This window comes from Variovorax sp. YR566 (assembly GCF_051992195.1).
In the GTDB taxonomy this organism is placed as follows: domain Bacteria; phylum Pseudomonadota; class Gammaproteobacteria; order Burkholderiales; family Burkholderiaceae_C; genus Variovorax.
The window spans coordinates 4,783,230-4,805,701 of record NZ_CP197092.1 but is presented as its reverse complement, the minus strand read 5'-3'; the positions used below and the strand labels follow the sequence as shown (position 1 = coordinate 4,805,701).

The 22,472-nt window shown below is 67.1% G+C and carries 16 protein-coding genes; 9 read left to right on the top strand and 7 right to left on the bottom strand.

The annotated features are described in order from the left end of the window. Window positions 1–25: 25 nt before the first annotated feature. Window positions 26–1,525: an FAD-dependent oxidoreductase gene (locus ACTG4X_RS22480; protein ID WP_097200766.1), complete on the bottom strand. Its 1,500-nt coding sequence runs from the start codon at window positions 1,523–1,525 to the stop codon at window positions 26–28. Window positions 1,526–1,571: 46 nt separating this feature from the next. On the opposite strand from ACTG4X_RS22480, the gene ACTG4X_RS22475 reads away from it, so the two are divergent. From ACTG4X_RS22475 to ACTG4X_RS22450, 6 genes are all read left to right on the top strand, one after another. After that, window positions 1,572–2,060: a MarR family winged helix-turn-helix transcriptional regulator gene (locus ACTG4X_RS22475; protein WP_097198789.1), complete on the top strand. Its 489-nt coding sequence runs from the start codon at window positions 1,572–1,574 to the stop codon at window positions 2,058–2,060. Between the two features lie 157 nt (window positions 2,061–2,217). Then, window positions 2,218–3,780, top strand: coding sequence for a serine hydrolase domain-containing protein (locus ACTG4X_RS22470; RefSeq protein ID WP_097198790.1), 1,563 nt, complete (start codon window positions 2,218–2,220; stop codon window positions 3,778–3,780). 82 nt (window positions 3,781–3,862) lie between these two features. Continuing rightward, a complete protein-coding gene (locus ACTG4X_RS22465; protein ID WP_179830424.1) occupies window positions 3,863–4,441 on the top strand; it encodes a hypothetical protein in 579 nt (192 codons plus the stop codon). A 181-nt stretch (window positions 4,442–4,622) separates the two neighbouring features. Then, window positions 4,623–5,465: a MurR/RpiR family transcriptional regulator gene (locus ACTG4X_RS22460; protein ID WP_179830425.1), complete on the top strand. Its 843-nt coding sequence runs from the start codon at window positions 4,623–4,625 to the stop codon at window positions 5,463–5,465. Window positions 5,466–5,827: 362 nt separating this feature from the next. Beyond that, window positions 5,828–7,282, top strand: coding sequence for an MFS transporter (locus tag ACTG4X_RS22455; protein WP_097198791.1), 1,455 nt, complete (start codon window positions 5,828–5,830; stop codon window positions 7,280–7,282). Between the two features lie 21 nt (window positions 7,283–7,303). Then, window positions 7,304–7,969 (top strand): aspartate/glutamate racemase family protein, encoded by a 666-nt coding sequence (locus ACTG4X_RS22450; protein ID WP_097198792.1) that lies wholly within the window; start codon window positions 7,304–7,306, stop codon window positions 7,967–7,969. 25 nt (window positions 7,970–7,994) lie between these two features. Here the strand turns inward: ACTG4X_RS22450 and ACTG4X_RS22445 are convergent, their stop codons facing one another. The 6 genes from ACTG4X_RS22445 to ACTG4X_RS22420 form a co-directional block, all read right to left on the bottom strand. Further along, window positions 7,995–8,591, bottom strand: a complete 597-nt coding sequence (locus ACTG4X_RS22445) for a nucleotidyltransferase family protein (RefSeq protein ID WP_097198793.1) — start codon at window positions 8,589–8,591, stop codon at window positions 7,995–7,997. Between the two features lie 76 nt (window positions 8,592–8,667). Beyond that, window positions 8,668–9,126: a RidA family protein gene (locus ACTG4X_RS22440; RefSeq protein ID WP_093080114.1), complete on the bottom strand. Its 459-nt coding sequence runs from the start codon at window positions 9,124–9,126 to the stop codon at window positions 8,668–8,670. After that, the gene (locus ACTG4X_RS22435) at window positions 9,123–10,091 is read right to left on the bottom strand and encodes a transglutaminase family protein (RefSeq protein ID WP_093050830.1); all 969 of its coding nucleotides are present in this window, start codon (window positions 10,089–10,091) and stop codon (window positions 9,123–9,125) included. Before ACTG4X_RS22435 ends, ACTG4X_RS22440 begins: the two co-directional genes overlap by 4 nt. Window positions 10,092–10,102: 11 nt before the next feature. Beyond that, window positions 10,103–10,924, bottom strand: coding sequence for a basic amino acid ABC transporter substrate-binding protein (locus tag ACTG4X_RS22430; RefSeq protein WP_093050827.1), 822 nt, complete (start codon window positions 10,922–10,924; stop codon window positions 10,103–10,105). A 35-nt stretch (window positions 10,925–10,959) separates the two neighbouring features. Then, window positions 10,960–13,710, bottom strand: coding sequence for a circularly permuted type 2 ATP-grasp protein (locus tag ACTG4X_RS22425; protein ID WP_097198795.1), 2,751 nt, complete (start codon window positions 13,708–13,710; stop codon window positions 10,960–10,962). 62 nt (window positions 13,711–13,772) lie between these two features. Further along, window positions 13,773–17,282 (bottom strand): transglutaminase family protein, encoded by a 3,510-nt coding sequence (locus ACTG4X_RS22420; protein WP_097198796.1) that lies wholly within the window; start codon window positions 17,280–17,282, stop codon window positions 13,773–13,775. A gap of 144 nt (window positions 17,283–17,426) precedes the next feature. Here ACTG4X_RS22420 and ACTG4X_RS22415 point away from each other — a divergent pair, with 144 nt between their 5' ends. From ACTG4X_RS22415 to ACTG4X_RS22405, 3 genes are all read left to right on the top strand, one after another. Further along, a complete protein-coding gene (locus ACTG4X_RS22415; RefSeq protein ID WP_440531958.1) occupies window positions 17,427–19,871 on the top strand; it encodes a DNA internalization-related competence protein ComEC/Rec2 in 2,445 nt (814 codons plus the stop codon). A 145-nt stretch (window positions 19,872–20,016) separates the two neighbouring features. Then, window positions 20,017–20,865 carry an oxepin-CoA hydrolase, alternative type gene (locus ACTG4X_RS22410; RefSeq protein ID WP_093050817.1) on the top strand — a complete coding sequence of 283 codons (849 nt, stop codon included), beginning with the start codon at window positions 20,017–20,019 and terminating at the stop codon, window positions 20,863–20,865. Between the two features lie 98 nt (window positions 20,866–20,963). Further along, window positions 20,964–22,460 carry a circularly permuted type 2 ATP-grasp protein gene (locus tag ACTG4X_RS22405; protein WP_093050814.1) on the top strand — a complete coding sequence of 499 codons (1,497 nt, stop codon included), beginning with the start codon at window positions 20,964–20,966 and terminating at the stop codon, window positions 22,458–22,460. The last annotated feature ends 12 nt before the right edge of the window (window positions 22,461–22,472 follow it).

Genomic DNA, 22,472 nt, shown 5'->3' with positions numbered 1-22,472 from the left:
TTGGCGTTTTCCCTTGTCTCCGAAGTCAGGCCGAGGTCATGCCGAGGTCGTGCAGATACCTCTGCAGCTCTTCGATATGGGCGGAGTCGACGATGGCGCCGACATAGCCGTCCGGGCGCACCAGCACCCAGTCGCCCGACGCGAGCCCATAGGCTTCGCGGAAATGGCCGCCATGGTCGCGCAGGTCGCCTCTTTCGCCGAAGGTGTGGATGTGCAGGCCTGGGCGCGGTGCCACGTCGCGACGCTCGACCTCGCAGCCCAGCAGCGTCCAATGCGCGCCCTTGAACAGCTCGAACAGGCGCGTCGGTTGCCCGGCGGCGCCGGTGACCGGCGCATCCGGCGCGCGGTCACCTGCCTGCAGGCCGCCAATGCGTGCCGGCTTCTCCATCGCGAGGGACGATTCGGCGTACCCGAGGTCGAGCTGATGCACTTCCCGCCCGCGCCGCATCTCGCCGCGCTTCGCTTCGCCGAGCAACTTCGTGGCGAGCCCGAGCATGTCCGCGGCAATCGGGCGGCGCTCTTCCTCATAGCTGTCGAGCACGGTACCGGGTGCGCCGGCGGCAACTGCCGCCAGCTTCCAGCCAAGGTTGTAGGCGTCTTGCACGCTGGTGTTGAGCCCCTGCCCGCCGGTGGGGGGATGGACGTGTGCGGCGTCGCCGACCAGCAGCACGCGACCTGCCCGGTAGCGATCGGCCAGACGCGCGTTCATGCTGAAGGCCGAGGCCCACGAGACCGAGTGGATACGGATGTCGTCGCGGCCGGTGCGTTCGGCAACCATTGCTGCCAGCCCCTGTGCGGAGAGGTCGATGTCGCCCTCCAGCGGTATCGGTGCCTGCAGCTGGAACAGCTCCGTTCCGGCGAGCGGGCACAGGGACATCTGTGCATTCATCTCGCCTTCGTTGAAGCGGTGCCATGCTTCGCGCCCCAACCCTGACAGGACGACATCGGCCACCACGGCACGCACGCCCAGCGTCTTGCCCGGAAAGCCGATGTCCAGCGAATGCCGCACGAAGCTGCGGCCACCGTCGGCGCCGACGAGAAAGCGCACGCGCAGCGTTTCTTCACCCGCCGCGCTGGCCAGCCGCGCCGTCACGCCGTCCTCGTCCTGCTCGAAGCCGATCAGTTCGCAGCCGAACGCGGGTCGATGCCCGAGCTCGGTCAGGCGCTCGCGCATCACGCCCTCGGTCAGGAACTGCGGGACCATCAAAGGAGAGCCATAGGGTTCAGAAGGTGTCGGTGCTTCGTGCGCCATCACCAGCGAATCGGTATGGCTGCCGTCAGCGCGGTATTCCCGCGAGGGCGGATACAGGCCGCCGGCCGCGACGATCCGCTCGAGGATGCCCAGATCCTCGAAGACCTCCTGCGTTCGCGGCTGGATGCCCTTGCCGCGCGAGCCCCGGAAAGGCGTGTCCATCTTCTCGATCAGGCGGAAGGAAACACCTCGCCGCGCCAGGTCGATGGCGAGCGTGAGGCCGGCTGCGCCGGCGCCGCAGATCAGGACGTCGGCGGAAAACTGCTGTGTCATGGCAAACTCCAATATGTGTAATATGCACTCAATAGGAGCGGATGCTATGCCAAAGAAAATAAATGTGCAAGATACACATATATCCGCGCAACTGCGGGCGCTGCACGGTGCGCTGCTGACCGTTGTGAGCGTCATGAATCGCCCGCAGCGCGACGAGGCGATGGTGCGCGAAGCGGGCATCTCGCTCGACCGCGCCTTGTTTCCGCTGCTGGTGGGCATCGAACGCGTAGGACCGATCGGCGTGGTCGAGCTCGCCGACCGTGTCGGGCGCGACTACACCACGGTCAGCCGGCAGGTCGCGAAGTTGGAGAGTCTTGGCCTGGTGGAGCGCCAGGGCGGCGTTCACGACCGGCGCGTGCGCGAAGCGATCGTGACGCCGAAGGGCAAGGTCATGACCGATGCCGTGGATGCAGCAAGGGAACGGCTGGGGCGCGCCATATTTGCCAAGTGGGAACAGCAGGATTTCGAGGAGCTGGTGCGGCTTCTGCAGAAGTTTGCGGTCGATATCGAGGCGGGCCCTGCAGGCGAGCGTTGATCGAGTTGAGAGGGGCGCTGCCTCGCTGACCTTTGAACACATGGCGCGCGACCGGGGCCTCATCGGGTTTCCTCTGCCGCTGCAGACAGGCGATTGACAGCCACCGGCGCGACACTGTCGCAACCGGTCCATCCCGCAAGACAAGGAAGCCAGGAACATGGAAGAGACAACAACAACGACCCCCGCCATCTCGCGCCGCGGCCTGCTGCGCCTTTCCCTTGGCGGCACCGCCATGGCCTCGCTGCCCGGCATCGGCTGGGCCGCCACCGGCGCCGCCGCGCCGGCCTTTGCCGACGGCCTGCCGCGCAGCCGGCCCGAGGCGCAGGGCATTTCGTCGGCGTCGATCCTCGCCTTTCTCGACGATGCCGAGCGCGGCGCGTTCGAGCTGCACAGCTTCATGCTGTGGCGCAACGGCCATGTGGTGGCCGAGGGCTGGTGGGACCCCTACAAGCCCGAGCGCCGGCACATGACGCATTCGCTGACCAAGAGCGTCACCGTGTGCGCGGTCGGCATGGCCATTGCCGACGGCAAGTTCGGACTCGACGACAAGGTCGTGTCCTTCTTTCCCGAGCACCTGCCGCCCACGGTCAGCGCCAACCTCGCGGCCATGACCGTGCGCGACCTGCTGACCATGCGCACCGGACACGAGTCGATGGTGTCGGGCTCGGTGTGGCGGCCCATTCGCACAAGCTGGATCGCCGAGTTCTTCAAGATCCCCGTGGTCTACACGCCGGGCAGCAAGTTCGTCTACACCAGCGCGGCTACCTACATGCTGTCGGCCATCGTGACGAAGACCACCGGGCAATCGACGGCCGACTACCTCAAGCCGCGCTTCTTCGAGCCGCTGGGCATTACCGGCTATGAGTGGGACGTGGGCCCCGAGGGCATTTCGCCAGGCGCCAACGGCCTGAGCTGGAAGACGGTCGATTCGCTCAAGCTCGGCATCCTGCATGCGCAGAACGGGCAGTGGAACGGCAAGCAGATCCTTACGAAGGCCTGGGTCGATTCGGTGCACGCGCCGCACACCAAGGACCGATACGGCTACCAGTGGTGGCTGGGCCAGCACGGCGCCTACAACGCCGACGGCCTGTTCGGCCAGTACTCGGTGGTGTTCCCCGAGCAGAACGCGGTGCTCGCGCTCAACTCAGCGCTGCCGCCCAAGGCCGGGTTCAACGCAAGCATCCTGTACAAGCACTTTCCCGCGGCATTCGGCGCTACTGCCGTGGCCAGCGAGAAGGACTACGCCGCGCTCAAGGCCCGCACGCGCACGCTGCAACTGCTGCCGCCGGTGAAGCCGACCAGCTCGCCCGTTGCCGCGAACGTGTCGGGCCAGCGCTTTGACTTTGCGGAGAACCCGGAGAAGATCAAGTCCATGCGGCTCGACTTCTCTTCCGCGGAGTCTTGCGTCTTCACCATGGAGGACGACCGCGGCACGCACAAGGTGCAGGTCGGCTTGCGCAAGCCCTTCGAGGGCGACACCACCATCACCGGCAACAAGCTGCACCACGAGTACCAGCCCGAGGTGATGCGCGTGGTGGCCAGCGGCGAGTGGCGCGACGCGCGCACCTTCGTCATGACGTGGACCTTCGTCGAGTCGGCCTTCCGCGACACCGTGGAGTGCCGCTTCTCCGGGCCGTACATGCGCTTCGACCGCAGCGTCAATGTGAACTCCAGCGCAACCGAAATGCCTACGCTCACGGGGACGCGCGCGAAGACTTAGCCACACTTTTTGAGAGGCGCTTTTACCGGCGCTTCACTTCCCGGACAAATTGACGGGCGCGGTTCGTGGCTCAATGTCCGTCATGCACATGCTTTCGGACGCCACGATCTTCACGCAGGTGCGCTTCTGGGTGCTGGTGCTCTGCTCGCTGGTGTGCCCGGCCGCGATCTTCGTCACGCTGTTCGTGCGGCGCGAGTTCTCCAAGAAGGCCGTGCTTGCCTTCGGCCTGCTGCTGATCCTGCTCGCGGGCGTGGACATCTTCGTGCTGCGAGCGCTCTCGCTGGAGGCGCAGGCCACGCCTTCGCTGGCTGACGACATCGTCTTCTCGTCCGAGCTGTCGATTGCGCTTTACATCATTCCCGCTGCGTTCGGCACCTTCGGGCTCAATATGGTTTCGCATGTGCTCATGCATTACCTGAAGCAGAAGGAAGCGCGCTTCGAGGCGCACCGGCAATCGGCGCAGCCGTTGCCCATCGTCAATGGGGCGCATCGGAATCGCCCGAGGGCGCCGGGCGGGCTGCGGATGCGGCCGACCGCCGTGGTGCGTCGTCGGCGCGAGGCGGTGCAGGTCGTCGCCAATGCGCTGCCTCGCGATCCGTCAGCGACGGAAAGACGTCGCGCAACTCCGCGAGCGGCACGCGGCCCGATTCGCGGTTCATGATGAACCACGTCGGCTCTGCCGCATGGCTCGACATTGAATGAGCTGCAACGAACAGTGCGGCCAGGGCGACGAGGGTGCGGGATGCTGCGATCAAGTCCGGGATCTCCAGGGAAGAGGAGGGACGTACATCCTGCTGCGGGAAGGGGACGGCATGGCATCATCGTGCGCCTCTCCCACTCGCATGCCCATGTCCGCAGATTCCTTTGTCCGCCGCGTCCGCAGCCAGCTCGACCAGTTGTCCGCAACCGAGCGGCAGCTTGCCGATTTCGTCCTGGAGTTTCCGGGCGAGCTGGCCAGCTATGCGGGCAACGAGCTGGCGGAACTGGCGGGGGTGTCGCCTTCGACGGTGAGCCGCTTCATCCGTCGCATCGGCTACGAGAACTACGAAGAGGCCCGGCGCCAGGTTCGCGAGGAAAAGCAGACGGGTTCGCCGCTGTTCCAGAACGCGACCGAGGCGTCGAAGCGCGGCCACCTTGTCGCCGCGCATTTCCAGCAGTCTCAGGCCAACCTGGCCAGCACCTTCGACCGGCTCAACGACAGGCAGATGGCCGGCATCGTGAAGGCGATCATCGGCGCGGGGCAGGTGCTGATCTTCGGCAGCCGCAGCAGCCATGCCTTTGCCCTTTACCTGCGTTGGCAGATCGTGCAGGTGGTGCCGCGCGTCACCGCCATTCCGGGGCCCGGCGAGACGTTGGCCGAGCACCTGGCCGGCCTGACCGGGCGCGACTGCGTGATCGTCTTCGGCACGCGACGGCAGACGCGGCAGATGGACATCCTGCTCGCGGGCGCCAGCAAGGCCGGCGCGAAGATCGTCTACATCAGCGACAAGGCCTCGCCGGACTTCGCTGGGGCCACCTGGTCGCTGCAATGCGATTGCCGGGGGCCGGGGCTTCTGGACAATCACACTGCCGTGATGGGCATCTGCGACCTGATCGCCACGATGGTGATCGAAGCCTCGGGCTCCGCCGGTCGCAAGCGTCTGGCCGCGATCGAGCTCGAGCACGAGGAAAACGGCGAGCTTTGAGCGGCAGCGGCGCTCGACTGGCCTGATCTGGTCGGAGTGCACTGAAAAGACGCACGACCGTAGTGCACATCTGCCCATCCAAGGTGCATCCGCAGAGACTGCAACAGGTCTCGGATGCGCCCGCCTGTGACGGTCATTCCACGCTTTCCCCTCTGAAAAGTACCCCTGCGGCACGTGGTTTACGTGCGTCACGCGCAGGCGGGCATGTCGCTTGCATAGGGATGTTTTGCATGAAATTTAGATTTCACAAAAACAAACTAGGTGAAATCGATATGTCAGACCGATGGAGTCGCCGATAGCATGCGAAGCGATTCCGGACTGCGCCGAGCAAAGCACTTCATACCTTTCTCAAGGGGTTTCCTATGGCTGGACCTGCACTCTCTTCCGGACCCGACTCGCCCCGGGTCGCCGAACTCGACAGAGCGCTCGACAAGATCGGCGTCACGCGATCGCACCACACGATCATCTTTTTGATCCTCATCGGCTGCCTGTTCGACAGCTTCGAGCAGAATGCCGTGGGTATCGTGGGACCGATGCTGCGCGAGCAGTGGGGGCTCAGCGCTTCCGACATCGGCTTGCTGAACACCGTCACCTTCGCCTGCGCGGCGGTGGGGCGGATCATCTCGGGCTTCATTGCCGACCGCTACGGCCGGCGCGTGATGCTGTCGATCGACCTGCTGCTGTTCACCCTCGGCGCAGGCATCTGCGCGATGGCGCCCAACCTGGCGGTGATGGCGCTGGGCCGCGCGGTCGTGGGTTTCGGGCTGGGCGGCGAGATCGCGATCGCCGTCACCATGCTGGCCGAGTTCTGCTCGACCAAGTTCCGCGGCACCGCTGTCGGGCTGGTGAACGTCGGCGCGGGTGGGCTCGGCAACTTCCTGGCGCCGGGCTTCGGCCTGCTGGTGTTCTGGATGTTCCCGGGCGACAACGCATGGCGCTGGCTGTTCGCCTGCCTGATGGTGCCGGCGCTACTCGGTGCTTTCTATCGCCGCTACATCCCCGAGACGCCGCGCTTCCTCCTGTCGCAGGGCAAGGTGAAGGAAGTCAATGCGGTGTTGTCGCGACTGGCGTCGGGCAGGCTTTCGAAGAAGAACGTGCCGCAGCATCAGTACATCACCGACGATGGGCTGGCCGCGCCGAATGCCCGCATCAAGGTACGCGTGACCGAGATCTTTCGCGGTGCACTGGCGCGGCGGACCATTCCGCTGTGCATCACGATCTGGATGACCTACGGCGCGCAGATCTCGGTGCTCACGCTGATGCCGACCATCCTTGTTGCCCTGGGCTACAGCATGTCGAAGAGTCTGCTCTTCACGATGGTGATGCAGGGCGGGAGCCTGCTGGGGGCCATCGCAGCCTCGCTGCTGGGTTTTCACTTTCCGCGCAAGCGCGTGCTGACGGCCGGCGCCGTGTGCGCCTGCCTGGCGGCGTTGACCATCGGCTTCGTTGCCAAGAGCATCGTGGTGATCCTGATTGCCGGCGCGGTGTTCCAGTTCTTCGTGCTGCTGCTCAACACGACGATCTGGATCTTTGCGCCCGAGCTGTACCCGACCCGGGTGCGAGCCTTCGGCACGGCCTTCATTCTTGCCACTGGCACAGCGGCAGGCGCGCTGATGCCGCTGGTGGCGGGCCGGCTCTTCGATGCCTTCGGCCTGGTCGGCGTGTTCAGCCTTGCGGCCGGTATGTACGCGGTCTTCGTGGTCAGCGTGCAGAGCGTGCCCGAGACCTATGGCCAGTCGCCCGATGCGTTGCCGCTGCCGGGTGAAAGCCCCGGCGACGGCGCTGCCCCGACCACGAAGATCGTGCAGCCGGGTTGAATTTTCAGAGAGTCCTCACGCATGCAAGAAATCCTGCTCATCAACCCCAACTCGTCGTCGTCGACCACCGCAATGATGGCGAAGATCGCCAGCAGCGAGGCACCGGCCGGATGCCGCGTGACAGGCATCACCGCGACCGGCGGGCCGACCATGATCGTCAATGAAGACGAGCTGAATGCGGCTGCGACGGAGGTGTTGAAAGCCTGGCGTTCCGCTGCCGGCGGAAGGTGGAATGGCGTGATCGTCAGCGCCTTCGGCGATCCGGGCATCGAGTTGCTGCGCCGTGAAGCAAGCGTGCCGGTGGTCGGCATCGCCGAAGCATCGATGCTCGCGGCCAGCGAGGGCCGCCGCCGCTTCGGCATTGCCACGGTCACGCCCGAACTGGTGTCGCCCATCGAGGGCAGGGCGGCCGCGCTGGGACTGCGCGCTCTCTACACCGGCATCCGCCTGACGCAAGGCGACCCGCGCGCGCTGGCAGCCGATCCGCAGGCGCTGGAAGAAGCGCTGGCAAAGGCCGTGCAGTGCTGCATCGACGAAGACGGCGCCCAGGCGGTGATCATCGGCGGCGGCCCGCTGGGGCAGGCCGCACTGGCGCTGGCCCCACGGTTCGACGTGCCGGTGATCGCGCCCATCTCGGCCGCCATGCGACTGCTGTGTTCGCGGTTCGCAGCAACCCGGGGAGCATGAGGAATGAGCACCGTGGGCGTGTTCATCACGGTGTCGAGCTGCAAGCGCAAGTAGCCGCTTCCGGCTGCACGATCCGCAGCCACGGCCATCGCGCCTGGTAGTCCGCCGCCTTCTTGAGGAACAACTCGCGCATCGGGAGCAGCGGGTTCATGCGCAGAATGCCCGCTGCCAGGTCGTCCAGCCCGTCGGGCGCATAGAGCGTTCCGTCGGCCAGGTCGATGCCGACGCGGGTGCATGCGATGAGGTAGCGGTCGATCCCGTCGCGCGCGGACCCGAGCCGGGGGTAGGGCGACTTGAAGCGCTGCTCATACCAGAGGTGAACGCGCGCCTGGTTCTTGACCTCCACGCTCACGCCCAGGTCGGCCACCGCTTTCTGCACGCGCTGGATCACGATGTCTTCGGCTTCCCACGACAGGTCGGTGTCGTCGAAGTAGAAGACGTCGTAGTCCTTCACTCCCCAGCCGGGCGGTTTGTCGGAAAGACGGTTCCACGTCGCCTGGAACAGGCAGCCGGCGGTCAGGAAGCCCTGGCGAAGCCCGAGGCCGGGCAGGCGTGAAAGCAGCGCGGCGTTGACCGGGTCCTGCATGGCTTGCCCGATCAAGCCGGTGGGTGTCAATGGCATGGTGTCGACGCAATGCAAAAAGGCCTGACGACCATTGCCGTCAGGCCTCGAATCGTGGAGATGCGAAAGAAGCGGATCAGCCGACTTCAGCAATCAGCTCGATTTCCACGCAAGCCCCCATCGGCACCTGCGCCACGCCGAAGGCGCTGCGTGCATGCGCGCCCTTTTCAGGCCCGAAGACTTCGGCGAAGAACTCGCTCGCGCCGTTGGTCACCAGATGCTGTTCGGTGAAGGTGCCGACCGAGTTGACCAGGCTCATCACCTTGACGATGCGCTTGACCTTGTTGAGGTCGCCCACGGCCGCATGCAGCGTGCCGAGCAGGTCGATGGCGATGGCGCGTGCGGCCTGCTTGCCTTCTTCGGTGCTGATGTTGGCGCCGAGCTGGCCGGCCCAGACCTTGCCGTCCTTCTTCGCGATATGGCCCGAGAGGAACACGAGGTTGCCGGTCTGCACGAAGGGCACGTAGGCGGCGGCGGGGGCGGAGACCGGGGGCAGGGTGATGCCGAGGCTGGAAAGTTTGTCGTAAACGCTCATGGAGACTCCTTGTCTTGGGAAGGCGATTGTGTCCGGGTTTGCGGAAGGCCCTCGATCACTTCCCCCACTGGCTGCACGGTCACGCCGACCCGCAGCGTGTGCCTTGCGCCGCCATGGAGTACGCCGCGCATCGGCGATACGTCGGAGTAGTCGCGGCCGATGGCGAGCGTGACGTAGTCTTCGCCCGGCTGGCGGCCGTTGGTGGGGTCGAAGTCGGCCCATCCGCCTTGACTGCCGACGCCTTCGGGGCCGTCGCCGGGCAGGTACACCGACACCCAGGCGTGCGAGGCGTCGGCGCCCACCAGCCGGGGCTGGCCGGGTGGCGGCTGTGTCAGCAGGTAGCCGCTCACGTAGCGCGCGGGCAGGCCCATGGTGCGGAAGCACGCGATCATGATGTGGGCGAAGTCCTGGCACACGCCCTTGCGCTGCGCGAGGGCCTCGACGGCGGGGGTGTTGATCTCGGTGCTGTCGGCGTCGTACGCGAAGTCTTCGTACATGCGCTCGGTGAGGTCCATCGCCACGTCGAAGGTGGGGCGGCCGGGCACGAAGCTGGCGCGCGCATAGGCCGTGAAATCGTCGTGGCGCGGCACGTAGGGCGAGGGAAAGACGAACTCCGAGGCCGCATCGAAGGTGGCGTCCTTGCGGAAGCGGAAGCGTTCGCGCACGCTCTCCCAGGGCAGCTCGCGCGCCACGGTGGCGGGCAGCACGGGCACCGAGGTTTCGACCACGCTCTCGGCCGTGACGACGAGCCGGTCGTGCGTGGCCTCCAGCGCGAAGAAGGCGCGCGTGTTGCCGTACAGGTCGGCCACTTCGCTGCGCTGCGCGGGCGCGGGCTCGATGGCGAGCTTGTGGCTCACGAGCCGCTGCGAGTCGGTGGCCAGCGGCTTCAGGTGGGCGAGGTGCTGCGCCGTCTCGACCGGCGGCGCGTACTCGTAGCGCGTTTCGTGGGTGACGTGTAGCAGCATGATGGGTTGGCCTACTTCGACTCGGCGCCGAAATGCGAAGCGTAGATCTTGGCGTAGGTGCCGTCGGCCCGGATGCCTTCGAGGCCCTGGTTGATCTTGGCGAGCAGTTCGGTGTTGCCCTTCTTCACGGCAATGCCGTACTTCTCGACCGGGAAGTTCGCATCGCTCACCGTCTTGAAGCCGCCTGCAGTGTTGTTGGCGATGTAGTGCACCACCACGCCGTTGTCGGCCACCACGGCCTGCACGCCGCCGGCTTCGAGTTCCTTGAGCGCGAGCGGCGTCGATTCGAAGCGCTTGATGGCGGTGCTCGATTTGCCCAGCAGCTTGCCCACGACCTCGTCGCCCGTGGTGCCGTTCTGCACGCCGACCTTCAGGGTCTTGATGTCATCGAACTTCGTGACGGGCGAGTCGTTCTTCACGGCGATCAGCTGCCTGGCGTCGAAATACGACTGCGAGAAATCCATCGTCTGGCGGCGCTCGTCGGTGATGGTGATGGCCGACACCAGCAGATCGCGGTCGCCCTGGTCGAGCGCGTTGAAGATGCCTTCCCACGGCGTGTTGACGAACTTCACCTCGATGCCGGCTTTCTGCGCGACCGCTTTCACCACGTCGATGTCGAAGCCCACGATCTCGCCCTTGTCGTTCTGCGATTCGAAGGGCGTGTAGGCGGCGTCTGTACCGACCACGAGCACGCGGGCGGCGGCCGGCGGGGGCGGTGCGCTGGCTGCGGCAGGCGCGGCAGGCTCCTGTTTGCTGCAGGCCGCGATGGCGAGCGCCGCGAGCATACCGGCGGCGGTGAGTGCGAAGCGGCGGTTGATGGCGATGCCTGACATGGATATGCCTCCTTGGAACTGTCTTTGTCTGGGAATCAGGCTCCGACCGAGCGCAGCGATTCGGATGTCAGCGTGAAGTAGCGTGTGCCGATCGCATCGGACACATGGTAGGCGGCCGTCTCGCAGTTGGCGAGCAGCTCGACGAGGGCCGGGTAGTTGGCTTCGGGCCCTGCGGCGCAGAGGTGTTCGAGCGTCCAGCCGGCCGGGTCGGGCAGTTCGTACGACAGCGCGGTCAGCTTGCCGGGCGCGCTGCCGGCCAGCCGTGCAATGCGCCCGCGCAGGGTCTGCGTGACCCATGCGAGCGAGCGCGGGTTCTCGGCGTCGAGCACCAGCAGGTCGACCATGGTGGCGACGTCGCGGCGCTGCTGGTAGCGGGCGTGGAAGGTGATGGTGCTGTCGAACAGCGCCACCATTGCCTCGAAGCCACTCACTTCGTGCACGGCGCCGTTGTCGAAGCCGGCCTCCAGCGCATTCGACAAGAAGCCCAGTCGCTCGATGTGGCGGCCGATGGACAGCAGCCGCCAGGCGTCGTCGCGCGTCATGCGGTCGGTCTGCGCGCCGGTCATGGCGGCCAGCGCTGTGCTGGCGGATTCGAGGGCGCGCAACGCGGCACTGCTGGCAAAGCTGCCCTCGCCAGCCTGCTCGGCCGCGCGGCGCAGGAAGTCGGTCTCGGCGCGCACGATCTGGTTCCAGTTGTCCTGCGACAGGCGCTCGCGCACGGCGGCGGCCGCTTGCCGGATGCACATCAGGCTGAAACCCACGCTGCCGCCGCGCTCCACATCGCCCAGTTCGGCGATGAGCGCGCGTTCGAACACGCGGCGCGATTGCGGCGCGCTCGGCACTTCGGCCGGCACCAGTGCATTTCGCAGCGCCATGCGGTGCAGCCATTCGAGCAACGGGCGCGAGGACTGGTCTTCGCTGCCCAGCAAGTTGAGCGTGAGGCGCGCAAGGCGCACGGCGTTTTCGGCGCGCTCGGTGTAGCGGCCGAGCCAGAACATGTTTTCCGCTGCGCGGCTGGTAACGGGCGCGCGGTGCCGCGCGAGCGATGCCGGCGTGGCGTGCGGCTGCAGCAGCGTGGTGCGGTCGACCTCGCCGTGGGTCTGCACCCACACGTCGGCGCTGCTGCCGCCGCGCTGCATCGACGCGATCTGCGCATCGGGCCCAGCGAGCCGGGCCAGGCCGCCGGGCAGCACGCGCCACGACTGCGCGCCGTCGCTCACCGCGAACACGCGCAGCAGCACGGCGCGCGGCGCGATGTGGCCCGGGCCCATGTCGTTGGCCCAGGTGGGCATCTGCGACAGCGGCTGGTAGCCCTGCACGGTGTGCACGTCGCCTTCTCGCACGATGCGGCCGGCCCATTCGTCGAGCTCGCGCCGGCCGAGCTGGCTGCCGAGCACGGCGTCGAAGCTGGCGCGGCCGTCGAAGCCGGGGTAGGTGGGCTTGATGGCGCAGTCGGCCAGCTGCGGCAGCACCGATTCGAGCGCGGCGCGCTCGCCGCACCACCAGGTGGGCAGCGCGGGCAGCTTGAGTTTTTCGCCGATCAGGCGGCGCGCCAGCCCCGGCAAGAAGCCGAGCAGCGCGGGCGATTCGAGGAACGCCGAGCCCGGCATGTTGGCCACCAGCACGTTGCCGGCACGAATGGCCTGCAGCAGGCCGGGCACGCCGAGCGTGGAATCGGGGCGCAGCTCCAGCGGGTCGAGGAACTGGTCGTCGAGCCGCTTGATGAGGCCGTGCACCGGGCGCAGGCCCTGCAGCGTCTTGAGGTAGAGCCGCTGATCGCGCACCGTGAGGTCGCTGCCTTCGACCAGCGTGATGCCCAGGTAGCGCGCGAGATACGCGTGCTCGAAGTAGGTTTCGTTGTACGGGCCGGGCGTGAGCAGCGCGATGTGCGGCGGCACGCCGGCCGGGCACATGCGCTGCAGGCCTTCCATCATGGCGCTGTAGGTGGCGGCCAGGCGTTGCACGTGCAGCGCTTCGAAGGCCTGAGGAAACTGCCGCGTGATGGCGAGGCGGTTTTCGAGCAGGTAGCCCAGGCCCGAGGGCGCCTGCGTGCGCTGCGAAACCACCCACCAGTTGCCGTCGGGGCCGCGCGCGAGGTCGAAGGCGGTGATGTGCAGCCAGGTGTCGCCCGGCGGCTTAACGCCGTGCAGCGCGCGTAGGTAGCCGGGGTGGCCGCGCACCAGTGCCGGGGGAATGAGCCCTTCGGCCAGCAGCTGCTGCGGGCCGTAGACGTCGGCCATCACCCGGTCGAGCACGCGCACGCGCTGCAGCACGCCGGCCTCGATCTGGCTCCAGCTTTCGGGCGAGACGATCAGCGGGAACAGGTCGAGCGACCAGGGGCGCTGCGGGCCATTGGCGTCGGCGTACACGTTGTAGGTGACGCCGTTGTCGCGGATCTGCCGTTCAAGGCTGGCCGCGCGTCGGGGCAGGTCGTTGAAACCGCCCGGGCCGAGCTGTTCGAAGAAGGCGTTCCAGGCGGGCGTGAGCGGCGGTTGTTCGCCGGAGGGGCCCTGTGTCTGCGTCTGGGATTGAGACTGCGACGACTGCGATTGGGACTGCGACTGCCCAGCGGCCGGTGGTCGTTCGACCGCGGCGTCGTACAGCAGCGGGGCGGGCGCAGGGGCTGGCGCAGCCCCCGGCACTGGCCGTACAGGCGCTACCGCGGTGGCCTGCCCACGCAGTTCATCGAAATGGCCGGGCATGGCCGGCGGGGCGAGCGCCGACGCCAGGGCCGCTGGAAACTCCAGTGCCTGGGCGTCGAACAGGGATTCGTTCAAAGGTTCCACAGGAGGGGGATTGTCACACTGCCTTCACGGGTATCCGTTTGGGCAGCGTGCTAAATGTCCCCTTATCGCCGCAGATCCAGCGTGAACGGGAATTCGCGGCTGCCCGGCAGCTCGATGGTTGCCGGGGGCGTGCGCATGAGTCCGGGCGTGTGGCCGGTGCGGGTAAAGCGCGAGTGGCGGCGGCTTTCCGCCTCGTAGGCGTTGACCGGGAAGGTGTCGTAATTGCGCCCGCCCGGGTGGGCGACGAAGTACTGGCAGCCGCCCAGGGAGCGCTTCATCCAGGTGTCGACCAGGTCGAAGGTCAGCGGCGCGTGGGCCGGGATGCTCGGGTGCAGGGCCGAAGGCGGGTTCCACGCCTTGTAGCGCACGCCGGCCACGAACTCGCCGACCACGCCGGTGGGCTGCAGCGGCAGCACCTTGCCGTTGACGGTGATGACGTGGCGGCTCTCGTTCAGGCCGGTCACGCGCACCTCGATGCGTTCGAGCGACGAATCGACATAGCGCACCGTGCCGCCGGCCGAACCTTCTTCGCCCATCACGTGCCAGGGTTCGAGCGCGTTGCGCAGCGAGAGCTCCACGCCCATCGCCTGCATCTGGCCCACCAGCGGGAAGCGGAACTCGAAGTGCGGCGCGAACCAGTCGGCATCGAAGGCGAAGCCGGCCTGGCGCATCTCGCTGATGACGTCGTCGAAGTCCATCTTGACGAAGGTCGGCAGCAGGAAGCGGTCGTGCAGCTCCGTGCCCCAGCGGGTAACGGGCGCCTTGTAGGGCTCGTCCCAGAAGCGGGCGACCAGTGCGCGAATGAGCAGTTGCTGCGCGATGCTCATGCGCGCATGCGGCGGCATTTCAAAAGCGCGCAGCTCCAGCAGGCCGAGGCGGCCAGTGCTCGAGTCGGGCGAGTAGAGCTTGTCGATGCAGAACTCGCTGCGGTGCGTGTTGCCCGACACGTCGATCAGGATGTTGCGCAGCGTGCGGTCGACCAGCCAGGCCGGCATGTTCTGGCCATAGATCTCGCGGTTCTTCGCGATTTCCTTCAGGGCAATTTCAAGCTCGTAGACCTGGTCGTTGCGGGCCTCGTCCACCCGCGGCGCCTGGCTCGTCGGGCCGATGAACATGCCCGAGAACAGATAGCTCAGCGACGGATGGTTGTGCCAGTAGAGCAGCAGGCTGGCCAGCAGCTCGGGCCGGCGCAGGAAGGGGCTGTCGGCGGGCGTGGCGCCGCCCATCACGAAGTGGTTGCCGCCGCCGGTGCCAGTGTGGCGGCCGTCGGTCATGAACTTCTCGGCCGACAGGCGGGTTTCGAACGCGGCGTTGTAGAGAAACTCGGTGTGGTCGACCAGTTCCTTCCAGTTGTGGGCCGGGTGGATGTTGACTTCGATCACGCCCGGGTCGGGGGTGACGGCCAGCATCTTCAGTCGCGGGTCGCGCGGCGGCGGGTAGCCTTCCATCACGATGCGCACGCCCAGGTCGCGCGCGGTGGCTTCGACTGCTGCGACCAGGTCGAGATAGTCCTCCAGGCGCGCGAGCGGCGGCATGAAGACGTAGAGCACGCCCGAGGCATTGCCCTTCTTCTCGGCGGAGGGGCCGTTGGCGCGGCGCGGGTCGCGCACTTCGACGCACAGCGCGGTGCGCGTGACCCAGTGGGCTGATTCGCCGCGCAGCGGCTGGCGGGTGGTCGATTTGTCGGTGGACTCATCGGCCGCTGCTGCAGCCGCCGTATCGCCGCTCGCCGCATCACCGGGGCTTTGCATGCGTAGCGACGCAGGCACCACTGGCGGCGTGCCGAAGGTGTAGGGCACGTCGCCGAGGCCTGCAGCACCGGCCACACCCGTGCTGTAGCGCGCACGGTAGTCGGCCGCGCTAGGCAGGGTTCCGCGTGGGGCGGTCGGGTCGCGCTCGATCAGGTAGGGGTAGTCGCCCTTGCTGGCCCACGGCTGCGAGTCGAGCGGCAGGCGGTAGCCCATGGGCGAGTCGCCGGGGATCAGGTAGAGCCGGTCGTCGCGCAGGAACCAGGGGCCGGTCTTCCAGGCCGGGCCGGAGAGCGCGGGGGCGTCGCCGTTCGCATTGCCGGGCTCGATGGGCAGCATGTAGCCGATCACCGCGTCGAGCTTCTGCGTGAACACGCGGCGCAGGCGCACGCGTTCGAGTTCGTCGTCGAGCTTCGACTCGAAGGGATCGACGTTCACCGGCAGGCGGCGTTCGCGCCAGAGGTAGTAGTAGATGTCTTCGTAGCCGGGCTGGATGTAGCGCTCGGTCAGGCCGAGCTTGTGGGCCAGCACGGTGGTGAAGCGGCGCGCGTCTTCGCTCGTGTAGTGCGTGGGAAAGCGCTCGTCGGCAAACAGCTCGGGGTCGTGCCACAGCGTCTGGCCGTCGGCGCGCCAGAAGATCGACAGCGCCCAGCGCGGCAGTTGCTCGCCCGGGTACCACTTGCCCTGGCCGAAATGCAGGAAGCCGCCCTTGCCGTACTCGGCGCGCAGCTTGTGCACGAGCTCGGTGGCGTAGCCGCGCTTCGTGGGGCCGAGGGCGTCGGTGTTCCATTCGGGCGCGTCGCGGTCGCTGGTGGCCACGTAGGTCGGCTCGCCGCCCATGGTGAGGCGCACGTCGCCGGCCTTAAGGCGCGCATCGACTGCGTCGCCCAGGGCCAGCACTTCGGACCACTGCTCTTCGGTGTAGGGCTTGGTGACGCGCGGCGATTCGTAGATGCGCGTGACCTTCATCTCATGGCCGAACTCGACCTCGGATTCGTCGACGCCGCCCTCGATGGGCGCCGCGCTCGAAGGCGTGGGCGTGCAGGCCAGCGGAATGTGGCCCTCGCCAGCCAGCAGGCCCGAGGTGGCGTCGAGGCCGATCCAGCCTGCGCCCGGCAGGAACACTTCGCACCAGGCGTGCAGGTCGGTGAAGTCGACCGTAGTGCCGCTCGGGCCGTCGAGCGCCTTCACGTCGGGCGTGAGCTGGATGAGGTAGCCCGAGACGAAACGCGCGGCCAGCCCGCAGTGGCGCAGCAGTTGCACCAGCAGCCAGCCCGAGTCGCGGCATGAGCCGCTGCCGCTGGTGAGCGTTTCTTCCGGCGTCTGCACACCGGGCTCCATGCGGATCAGGTAGTTGACGTCTTGCTGGACCTGCTGGTTGATGCCGACCAGGAAGTCGATGGTGCGCTGCTCCTTGCGATCGATCTTGTCGAGGTAGGCCTGCAGCAGCGGCGTGGGCGCTTCGGTGACGAGGTAGGGCGCGAGCTCTTCGGCCTGCGAGGCCGTGTACTTGAACGGGAAGTTCTCGGCCTGTGGCTCGAGGAAGAAGTCGAAGGGGTTGTAGACCGCCATCTCGACCACGAGGTCGACCGTGACCTTGAATTCGCGCGTCTTCTCGGGGAACACGAGCCGCGCCTGGTAGTTGGCGAACGGGTCCTGCATCCAGTTGACGAAGTGCTCGGCGGGCTCGACCCGCAGCGAATACGAGATGACGTTGCTGCGGCAATGCGGCGCGGGACGCAAGCGCACGACCTGTGGGCCCAACTGCACCAGGCGGTCGTATTTGTAGTGGGTGACGTGGTGGAGAGCGGCGTGAATGGACATGCGTTTTTGTGTGCAGTACTGCGAGATTGCATCGAAAAGATGTCTCTTGTGAGACGCATACTAGCCCAGATGCCAAGCAATTAACGCGCCACTGAGCGTGACTTTGGGGAGGGTTTGCATCATGGGTTCGGGAGTTTTTCGTTGATGCCGTTTCGTGCGTCCGGTGGTGCCATGGGTGGAGCGGGGGCGTTCGTGGCGCTGGGTGGCTCGCTGCTGGGAGCGGCCTTGCAGTTGCAGCAGGCGGTGCTTTGGCCGGCGTGGGCCTACGCCGGCTTGCTGTTCGTGGCAGTGGCCGGCCTGTGTTGGCGACGCATGCCGGGCAGGGGCCTGATGCTTGTCGCCTTGCTATGCGGCGCGATGGCCGGCGCAGGGCTCGCGGGATGGCGCGCGGCGGTCTATGCGAGCGGCGCGCTCGACCCGGCGCTCGAAGGGCGCGACCTGCAGGTCACGGGCGTTGTGTCGGAGATGCCCCAGCGAAACGAAGCTGGAACGCAGTTCCGGCTGGATGTCGAGTCCGCGGGTTGGGCTGATCCGGATGCGCAGGGGCGGCCCGCGGTGCCCGATCGCATTGCACTCGGCTGGTATGCCGAAGGCTCGAGCCTGTGGAGCCGTGCTTCCGAAAGCCGCACGCCCTTTGCCAGCACAGTCGGCTCCCTGCACGCCGGCGAGCGATGGCGGCTGACGGTGCGTCTGAAGGCGCCGCACGGCAGCCGCAATCCCCATGGCTTCGACAGCGAACTCTGGATGTGGGAGCAGGGCCTGCATGCCAGCGGCTATGTGCGAACCGGCGCGCGCGATGCGGCGCCAATGCTGGTGGCAAGCACGTGGTGGCACCCCATCGAGCGCGCACGCGAAGCCGTGCGCGATGCCGTCTTCGAGCGCGTGCCCGACCGCGCGCAGGCGGGCGTGATCGCGGCCCTGGTCACCGGCGACCAGAGCGCCATCGACCGCTCGGGCTGGGACGTGTTCCGCGCCACGGGCGTGGCACACCTGATGTCGATCTCCGGCCTCCACGTCACGATGTTTGCCTGGCTGGCCGCGCACATCGTCGGTCTGCTCTGGCGGCGCAGCGCGCGGCTGATGCTGCGCTTGCCGGCGCAGCAGGCAGCGTTGATAGGCGGCGTGCTGCTGGCCACGCTCTACGCGCTCTTCAGCGGCTGGGGTGTGCCCTCGCAGCGCACTGTGTGGATGCTGGCGACGGTCGCGCTGCTGCGCCTCACGGGCCGGCGCTGGCCTTGGCCGCATGTGTGGCTGCTGACGGCGGCCGTGGTGGTCGCGCTCGATCCGTGGGCCTTGATGCAGGCCGGCTTCTGGCTGAGCTTCGTGGCGGTGGGCGTGTTGTTTGCCACGGACGCCGCGGTGCCGGGCGAGCGGAAGACCGGTGCCGCTTCCCGCCTGTTGCTGTTCTTTCGCGAGCAATGGGTCATCACGCTGGCGATCACGCCGCTGAGCCTGCTGCTGTTCCAGCAGGTGTCGCTGATCGGCCTGCTGGCCAATGCGGTGGCGATCCCCTGGGTCACGCTCGTGATCACGCCGTTGGCCATGCTGGGCGTGGCCGTGGCGCCGCTTTGGGACCTCGCAGCCCGGGCCGTGCAGGTGCTGGCGCTGCTGCTGCAATGGCTGGCCGGGCTGCCGTATGCCACGCTGTCGATGGCCGCGCCGCCTTTGTGGATGGCCGCTTGCGGCGTGGCCGGCGGTGCATTGCTGGCCATGCGGCTATCTTGGTCGCTGCGCGCCCTTGGCATTCCGCTGCTGCTGCCAGTGTTGCTGTGGCAGGCGCCCCGGCCGGCGGCCGGCGAATTCGAGTTGCTCGCCGCCGACATCGGCCAAGGCAACGCGGTGCTCGTGCGCACCGCCACGCACAGCCTGCTCTATGACGCCGGCCCGCGCTACAGCCTTGAAAGCGATGCCGGCCATCGCGTGCTCGTGCCGCTGCTGCGGGCCTACGGCGAGCGCCTCGACACGCTGGTGCTGAGCCATCGCGACACCGATCACACCGGCGGTGCGCCCGCGGTGCTCGCGATGCAGCCGCGGGCCGAGCTGCTGAGTTCCCTCGAAGCCACGCATCCGCTGCAGGCGACGCTGGCGGCACGGCGTTGCGAGGCGGGGCAGGCCTGGACCTGGGACGGCGTGCGCTTCGAGGTGCTGCATCCGTTCGACACCGACTACCGCGGCTTCACCAAGCCCAATGCCGTGTCGTGCGTGCTGCGTATCGGCAACGGGCGCGCGGCGGCGCTGCTGGCCGGCGACATCGAGCGGCTGCAGGAGGCCGCGCTCGTCGTTCGCACGCCGCAGCTGCTGCGCGCCGACGTGCTGCTGGCGCCGCACCACGGCAGCAAGACTTCGTCGAGCCCGGCCTTCCTCGATGCGGTGCAGCCGGGCATTGCCTTTGTCCAGGCGGGGTATCGCAACCGCTTCGGCCATCCGGCGCAGGAGGTGGCGGCGCGCTACCGGGACCGCGGCGTGCGGCTGGTCGAAAACACCCGCTGCGGCGCCGCGCACTGGACCAGCACACGCCCCGCCGACGTGGCCTGCGAGCGCGAGCGCCATGCGCGGTACTGGCAGCACAGCCCTGAAATCGTGAACTAATTGTCAAAAGTAGTCCGAAAGGCCACTTGTCAGCGTGCTCGTACTGGCGTCCCATGCGTTGTATCGTTTGGCTACAACTCAGAAGAGGGGACAGCATGAGCAACCGTCAAGGCCTTCGGTGGGACCTGTTTTCCGGGCATACGCCGTGACGGCCGCTGTTCCGGCCATCACCAGCACGAGCGCCGCGGCCGCACCCGGCGCGCGGCTCAAGATGCACCGCGAAGGCCCGGTGCTGGTGCTGACGCTGAGCAACCCCGCGGCGCGCAATGCGCTCAATCCGTCGGTCTACCGCGCGGCCGCCAAGGCGATGCGCGCCACCTCGGGTTTTCGCACCGTGCGTGCCATCGTGTTGTGCGGGGAGGGCGATCATTTCAGCGGCGGCGGCGACCTGCGACGCCTAGCCCGGCAACGCAAGCTGCCGGCCGCCGAGCAGCATGGCCACATCGATGCGCTGCACGAATGGATCATGGCGATCCAGGAGGCTCCCCAGCCCGTCATTGCCGCCGTCGAGGGCGCGGCCATGGGTGGGGGCTTTTCGCTGTGCCTGGCCTGCGACCTGATCGTGGCCGCGGAAGACGCGAAGTTCGCCATGTCCTATGTGAATGTGGGCCTCACGCCCGACGGCGGCGGCACCGATTCGCTGGTGCGCGCGCTACCGCCGCAGGCTGCCCTCGAAATGCTGCTCGACGGCACGCCCAGCACCGCGAAGCGGCTGCACGAACTGGGCGTGGTCAACAAGGTCGTGCCGCATGGGGAGGCCGGTGCCACCGCGCTCGCCTGGGCGCAGCAGCTCGCGCGCGGCCCGTTCGAGGTGCAGGCGCGCATCAAGCAACTCGTGTATTCGGCGCGTGGGCGCAGCCGGCGTGAGCAGCTCGACGCCGAGCGCGAATCCTTCCTGGCCAGCCTCTACAGCGACGAGAGCGGGGAGCGCATCAAGGGATTTCTCTCGCCCCGCAAGAAGCTGACGGCCAGCGAGGAAGGGCCTGAGCGCTGAGCGAAGAAAAAGTCTTCCGGCCCGTCTCCGGCCTTGGCATAAGGGGTTCTACTGGCCCTGAACTTGCTAAGCTATAGCTCAAGGAGATTGGTCGTTCCATGCACAAATTTGACGAGATGTATGAGCAGTTGCCCTATGCGGGGGCTGCAATCCGACAGCACTACAAGCGCTACGACCAATGGCTCGCGAAGCAACCCGGTGAGGTGATGCGTTCGCGGCGCGAAGAGGCGGAATTGATTTTCCGCCGGGTCGGCATCACCTTCGCGGTGTATGGCGCCAAGGACGAGGACGGCTCCGGCACCGAGCGGCTCATCCCGTTCGACCTGCTGCCTCGCATCATTCCCGCCCACGAGTGGGACAGCATGGAAAAAGGGCTGGTGCAGCGCGTCACGGCGCTCAACCGCTTTCTTCACGATGTCTACCATGACCAGGAAATCATCAAGGCCGGCATCATCCCGGCCGAGCAGATCCTGAACAACGCCCAGTTCCGTCCCGAGATGATGGGCGTGAACGTGCCGCACAACGTCTACTCGAACATCTCGGGCATCGACATCGTTCGTGCCCCCGATGCCGACGGCAACGGCGAGTACTACGTGCTCGAAGACAACCTGCGCGTGCCCAGCGGCGTGAGCTACATGCTCGAAAACCGCAAGATGATGATGCGGCTCTTCCCCGAGCTGTTCAACCAGAACCGCATCGCACCGGTCGCGCACTACCCTGACCTGCTGCTCGAAACCCTGCGCGCCAGCGCGCCGCCGGCCACGGCCGAGCCCACGGTGGTGGTGCTCACGCCCGGCATGTACAACAGCGCCTACTTCGAGCATGCCTTCCTCGCCCAGCAGATGGGCGTGGAACTGGTCGAGGGCCAGGACCTGTTCGTCAAGGACAACTTCGTCTACATGCGCACCACGCGCGGACCGCGCCGCGTCGACGTGATCTACCGTCGCGTGGACGACGACTTCCTCGACCCCGAGGTGTTCCGCCCCACGTCCACGCTCGGTACCGCCGGCCTGATGCGCGCCTACCGCGAAGGCAACGTCGTCATCTGCAATGCAGTGGGCACCGGCGTGGCCGACGACAAGTCGATCTACCCCTACGTGCCGAAGATGGTCGAGTTCTACCTCGGCGAAAAGCCGATCCTGAAGAACGTGCCCACCTACATGTGCCGCAACAAGGACGAGCTGCAGTACACGCTCGACAACATGAAGGACCTGGTCGTCAAGGAAGTGCACGGCGCCGGTGGCTACGGCATGCTGATCGGCCCGGCCGCCACGCAGGCCGAGATCGAAGACTTCAAGAAGGCCGTGATCGCCAAGCCCGACGGCTACATCGCCCAGCCCACCCTGAGCCTGTCGACCTCGCCCACCTTCGTCGACGCCGGCATCGCGCCGCGCCACATCGACCTGCGCCCCTTCGTGCTCTCGGGCAGCGAGGTGCAGATGGTGCCCGGCGGCCTCACGCGCGTGGCGCTGAAGGAAGGCTCGCTGGTGGTCAACTCGTCGCAGGGCGGTGGCACCAAGGACACCTGGATTCTCGAAGCCGACCGCGCTCCCAAGCCCAAGGCGGCGCCCGCGCAGTCGCAAAGCCAATCGTAGTAGGAGCACAAC

Excerpts from the sequence above, each read along its gene's own strand:
- ACTG4X_RS22470 (WP_097198790.1), top strand. The coding sequence starts at position 2,218 with ATGGAAGAGACAACAACAACGACCCCCGCCATCTCGCGCCGCGGCCTG.
- ACTG4X_RS22430 (WP_093050827.1), bottom strand. The coding sequence starts at position 10,924 with ATGTCAGGCATCGCCATCAACCGCCGCTTCGCACTCACCGCCGCCGGT.
- ACTG4X_RS22440 (WP_093080114.1), bottom strand. The coding sequence starts at position 9,126 with ATGAGCGTTTACGACAAACTTTCCAGCCTCGGCATCACCCTGCCCCCG.
- ACTG4X_RS22420 (WP_097198796.1), bottom strand. The coding sequence starts at position 17,282 with ATGTCCATTCACGCCGCTCTCCACCACGTCACCCACTACAAATACGAC.
- ACTG4X_RS22480 (WP_097200766.1), bottom strand. The coding sequence starts at position 1,525 with ATGACACAGCAGTTTTCCGCCGACGTCCTGATCTGCGGCGCCGGCGCA.
- ACTG4X_RS22415 (WP_440531958.1), top strand. The coding sequence starts at position 17,427 with ATGCCGTTTCGTGCGTCCGGTGGTGCCATGGGTGGAGCGGGGGCGTTC.
- ACTG4X_RS22405 (WP_093050814.1), top strand. The coding sequence starts at position 20,964 with ATGCACAAATTTGACGAGATGTATGAGCAGTTGCCCTATGCGGGGGCT.
- ACTG4X_RS22455 (WP_097198791.1), top strand. The coding sequence starts at position 5,828 with ATGGCTGGACCTGCACTCTCTTCCGGACCCGACTCGCCCCGGGTCGCC.
- ACTG4X_RS22445 (WP_097198793.1), bottom strand. The coding sequence starts at position 8,591 with ATGCCATTGACACCCACCGGCTTGATCGGGCAAGCCATGCAGGACCCG.
- ACTG4X_RS22465 (WP_179830424.1), top strand. The coding sequence starts at position 3,863 with ATGCACATGCTTTCGGACGCCACGATCTTCACGCAGGTGCGCTTCTGG.
- ACTG4X_RS22435 (WP_093050830.1), bottom strand. The coding sequence starts at position 10,091 with ATGCTGCTACACGTCACCCACGAAACGCGCTACGAGTACGCGCCGCCG.
- ACTG4X_RS22460 (WP_179830425.1), top strand. The coding sequence starts at position 4,623 with ATGCCCATGTCCGCAGATTCCTTTGTCCGCCGCGTCCGCAGCCAGCTC.
- ACTG4X_RS22475 (WP_097198789.1), top strand. The coding sequence starts at position 1,572 with ATGCCAAAGAAAATAAATGTGCAAGATACACATATATCCGCGCAACTG.
- ACTG4X_RS22450 (WP_097198792.1), top strand. The coding sequence starts at position 7,304 with ATGCAAGAAATCCTGCTCATCAACCCCAACTCGTCGTCGTCGACCACC.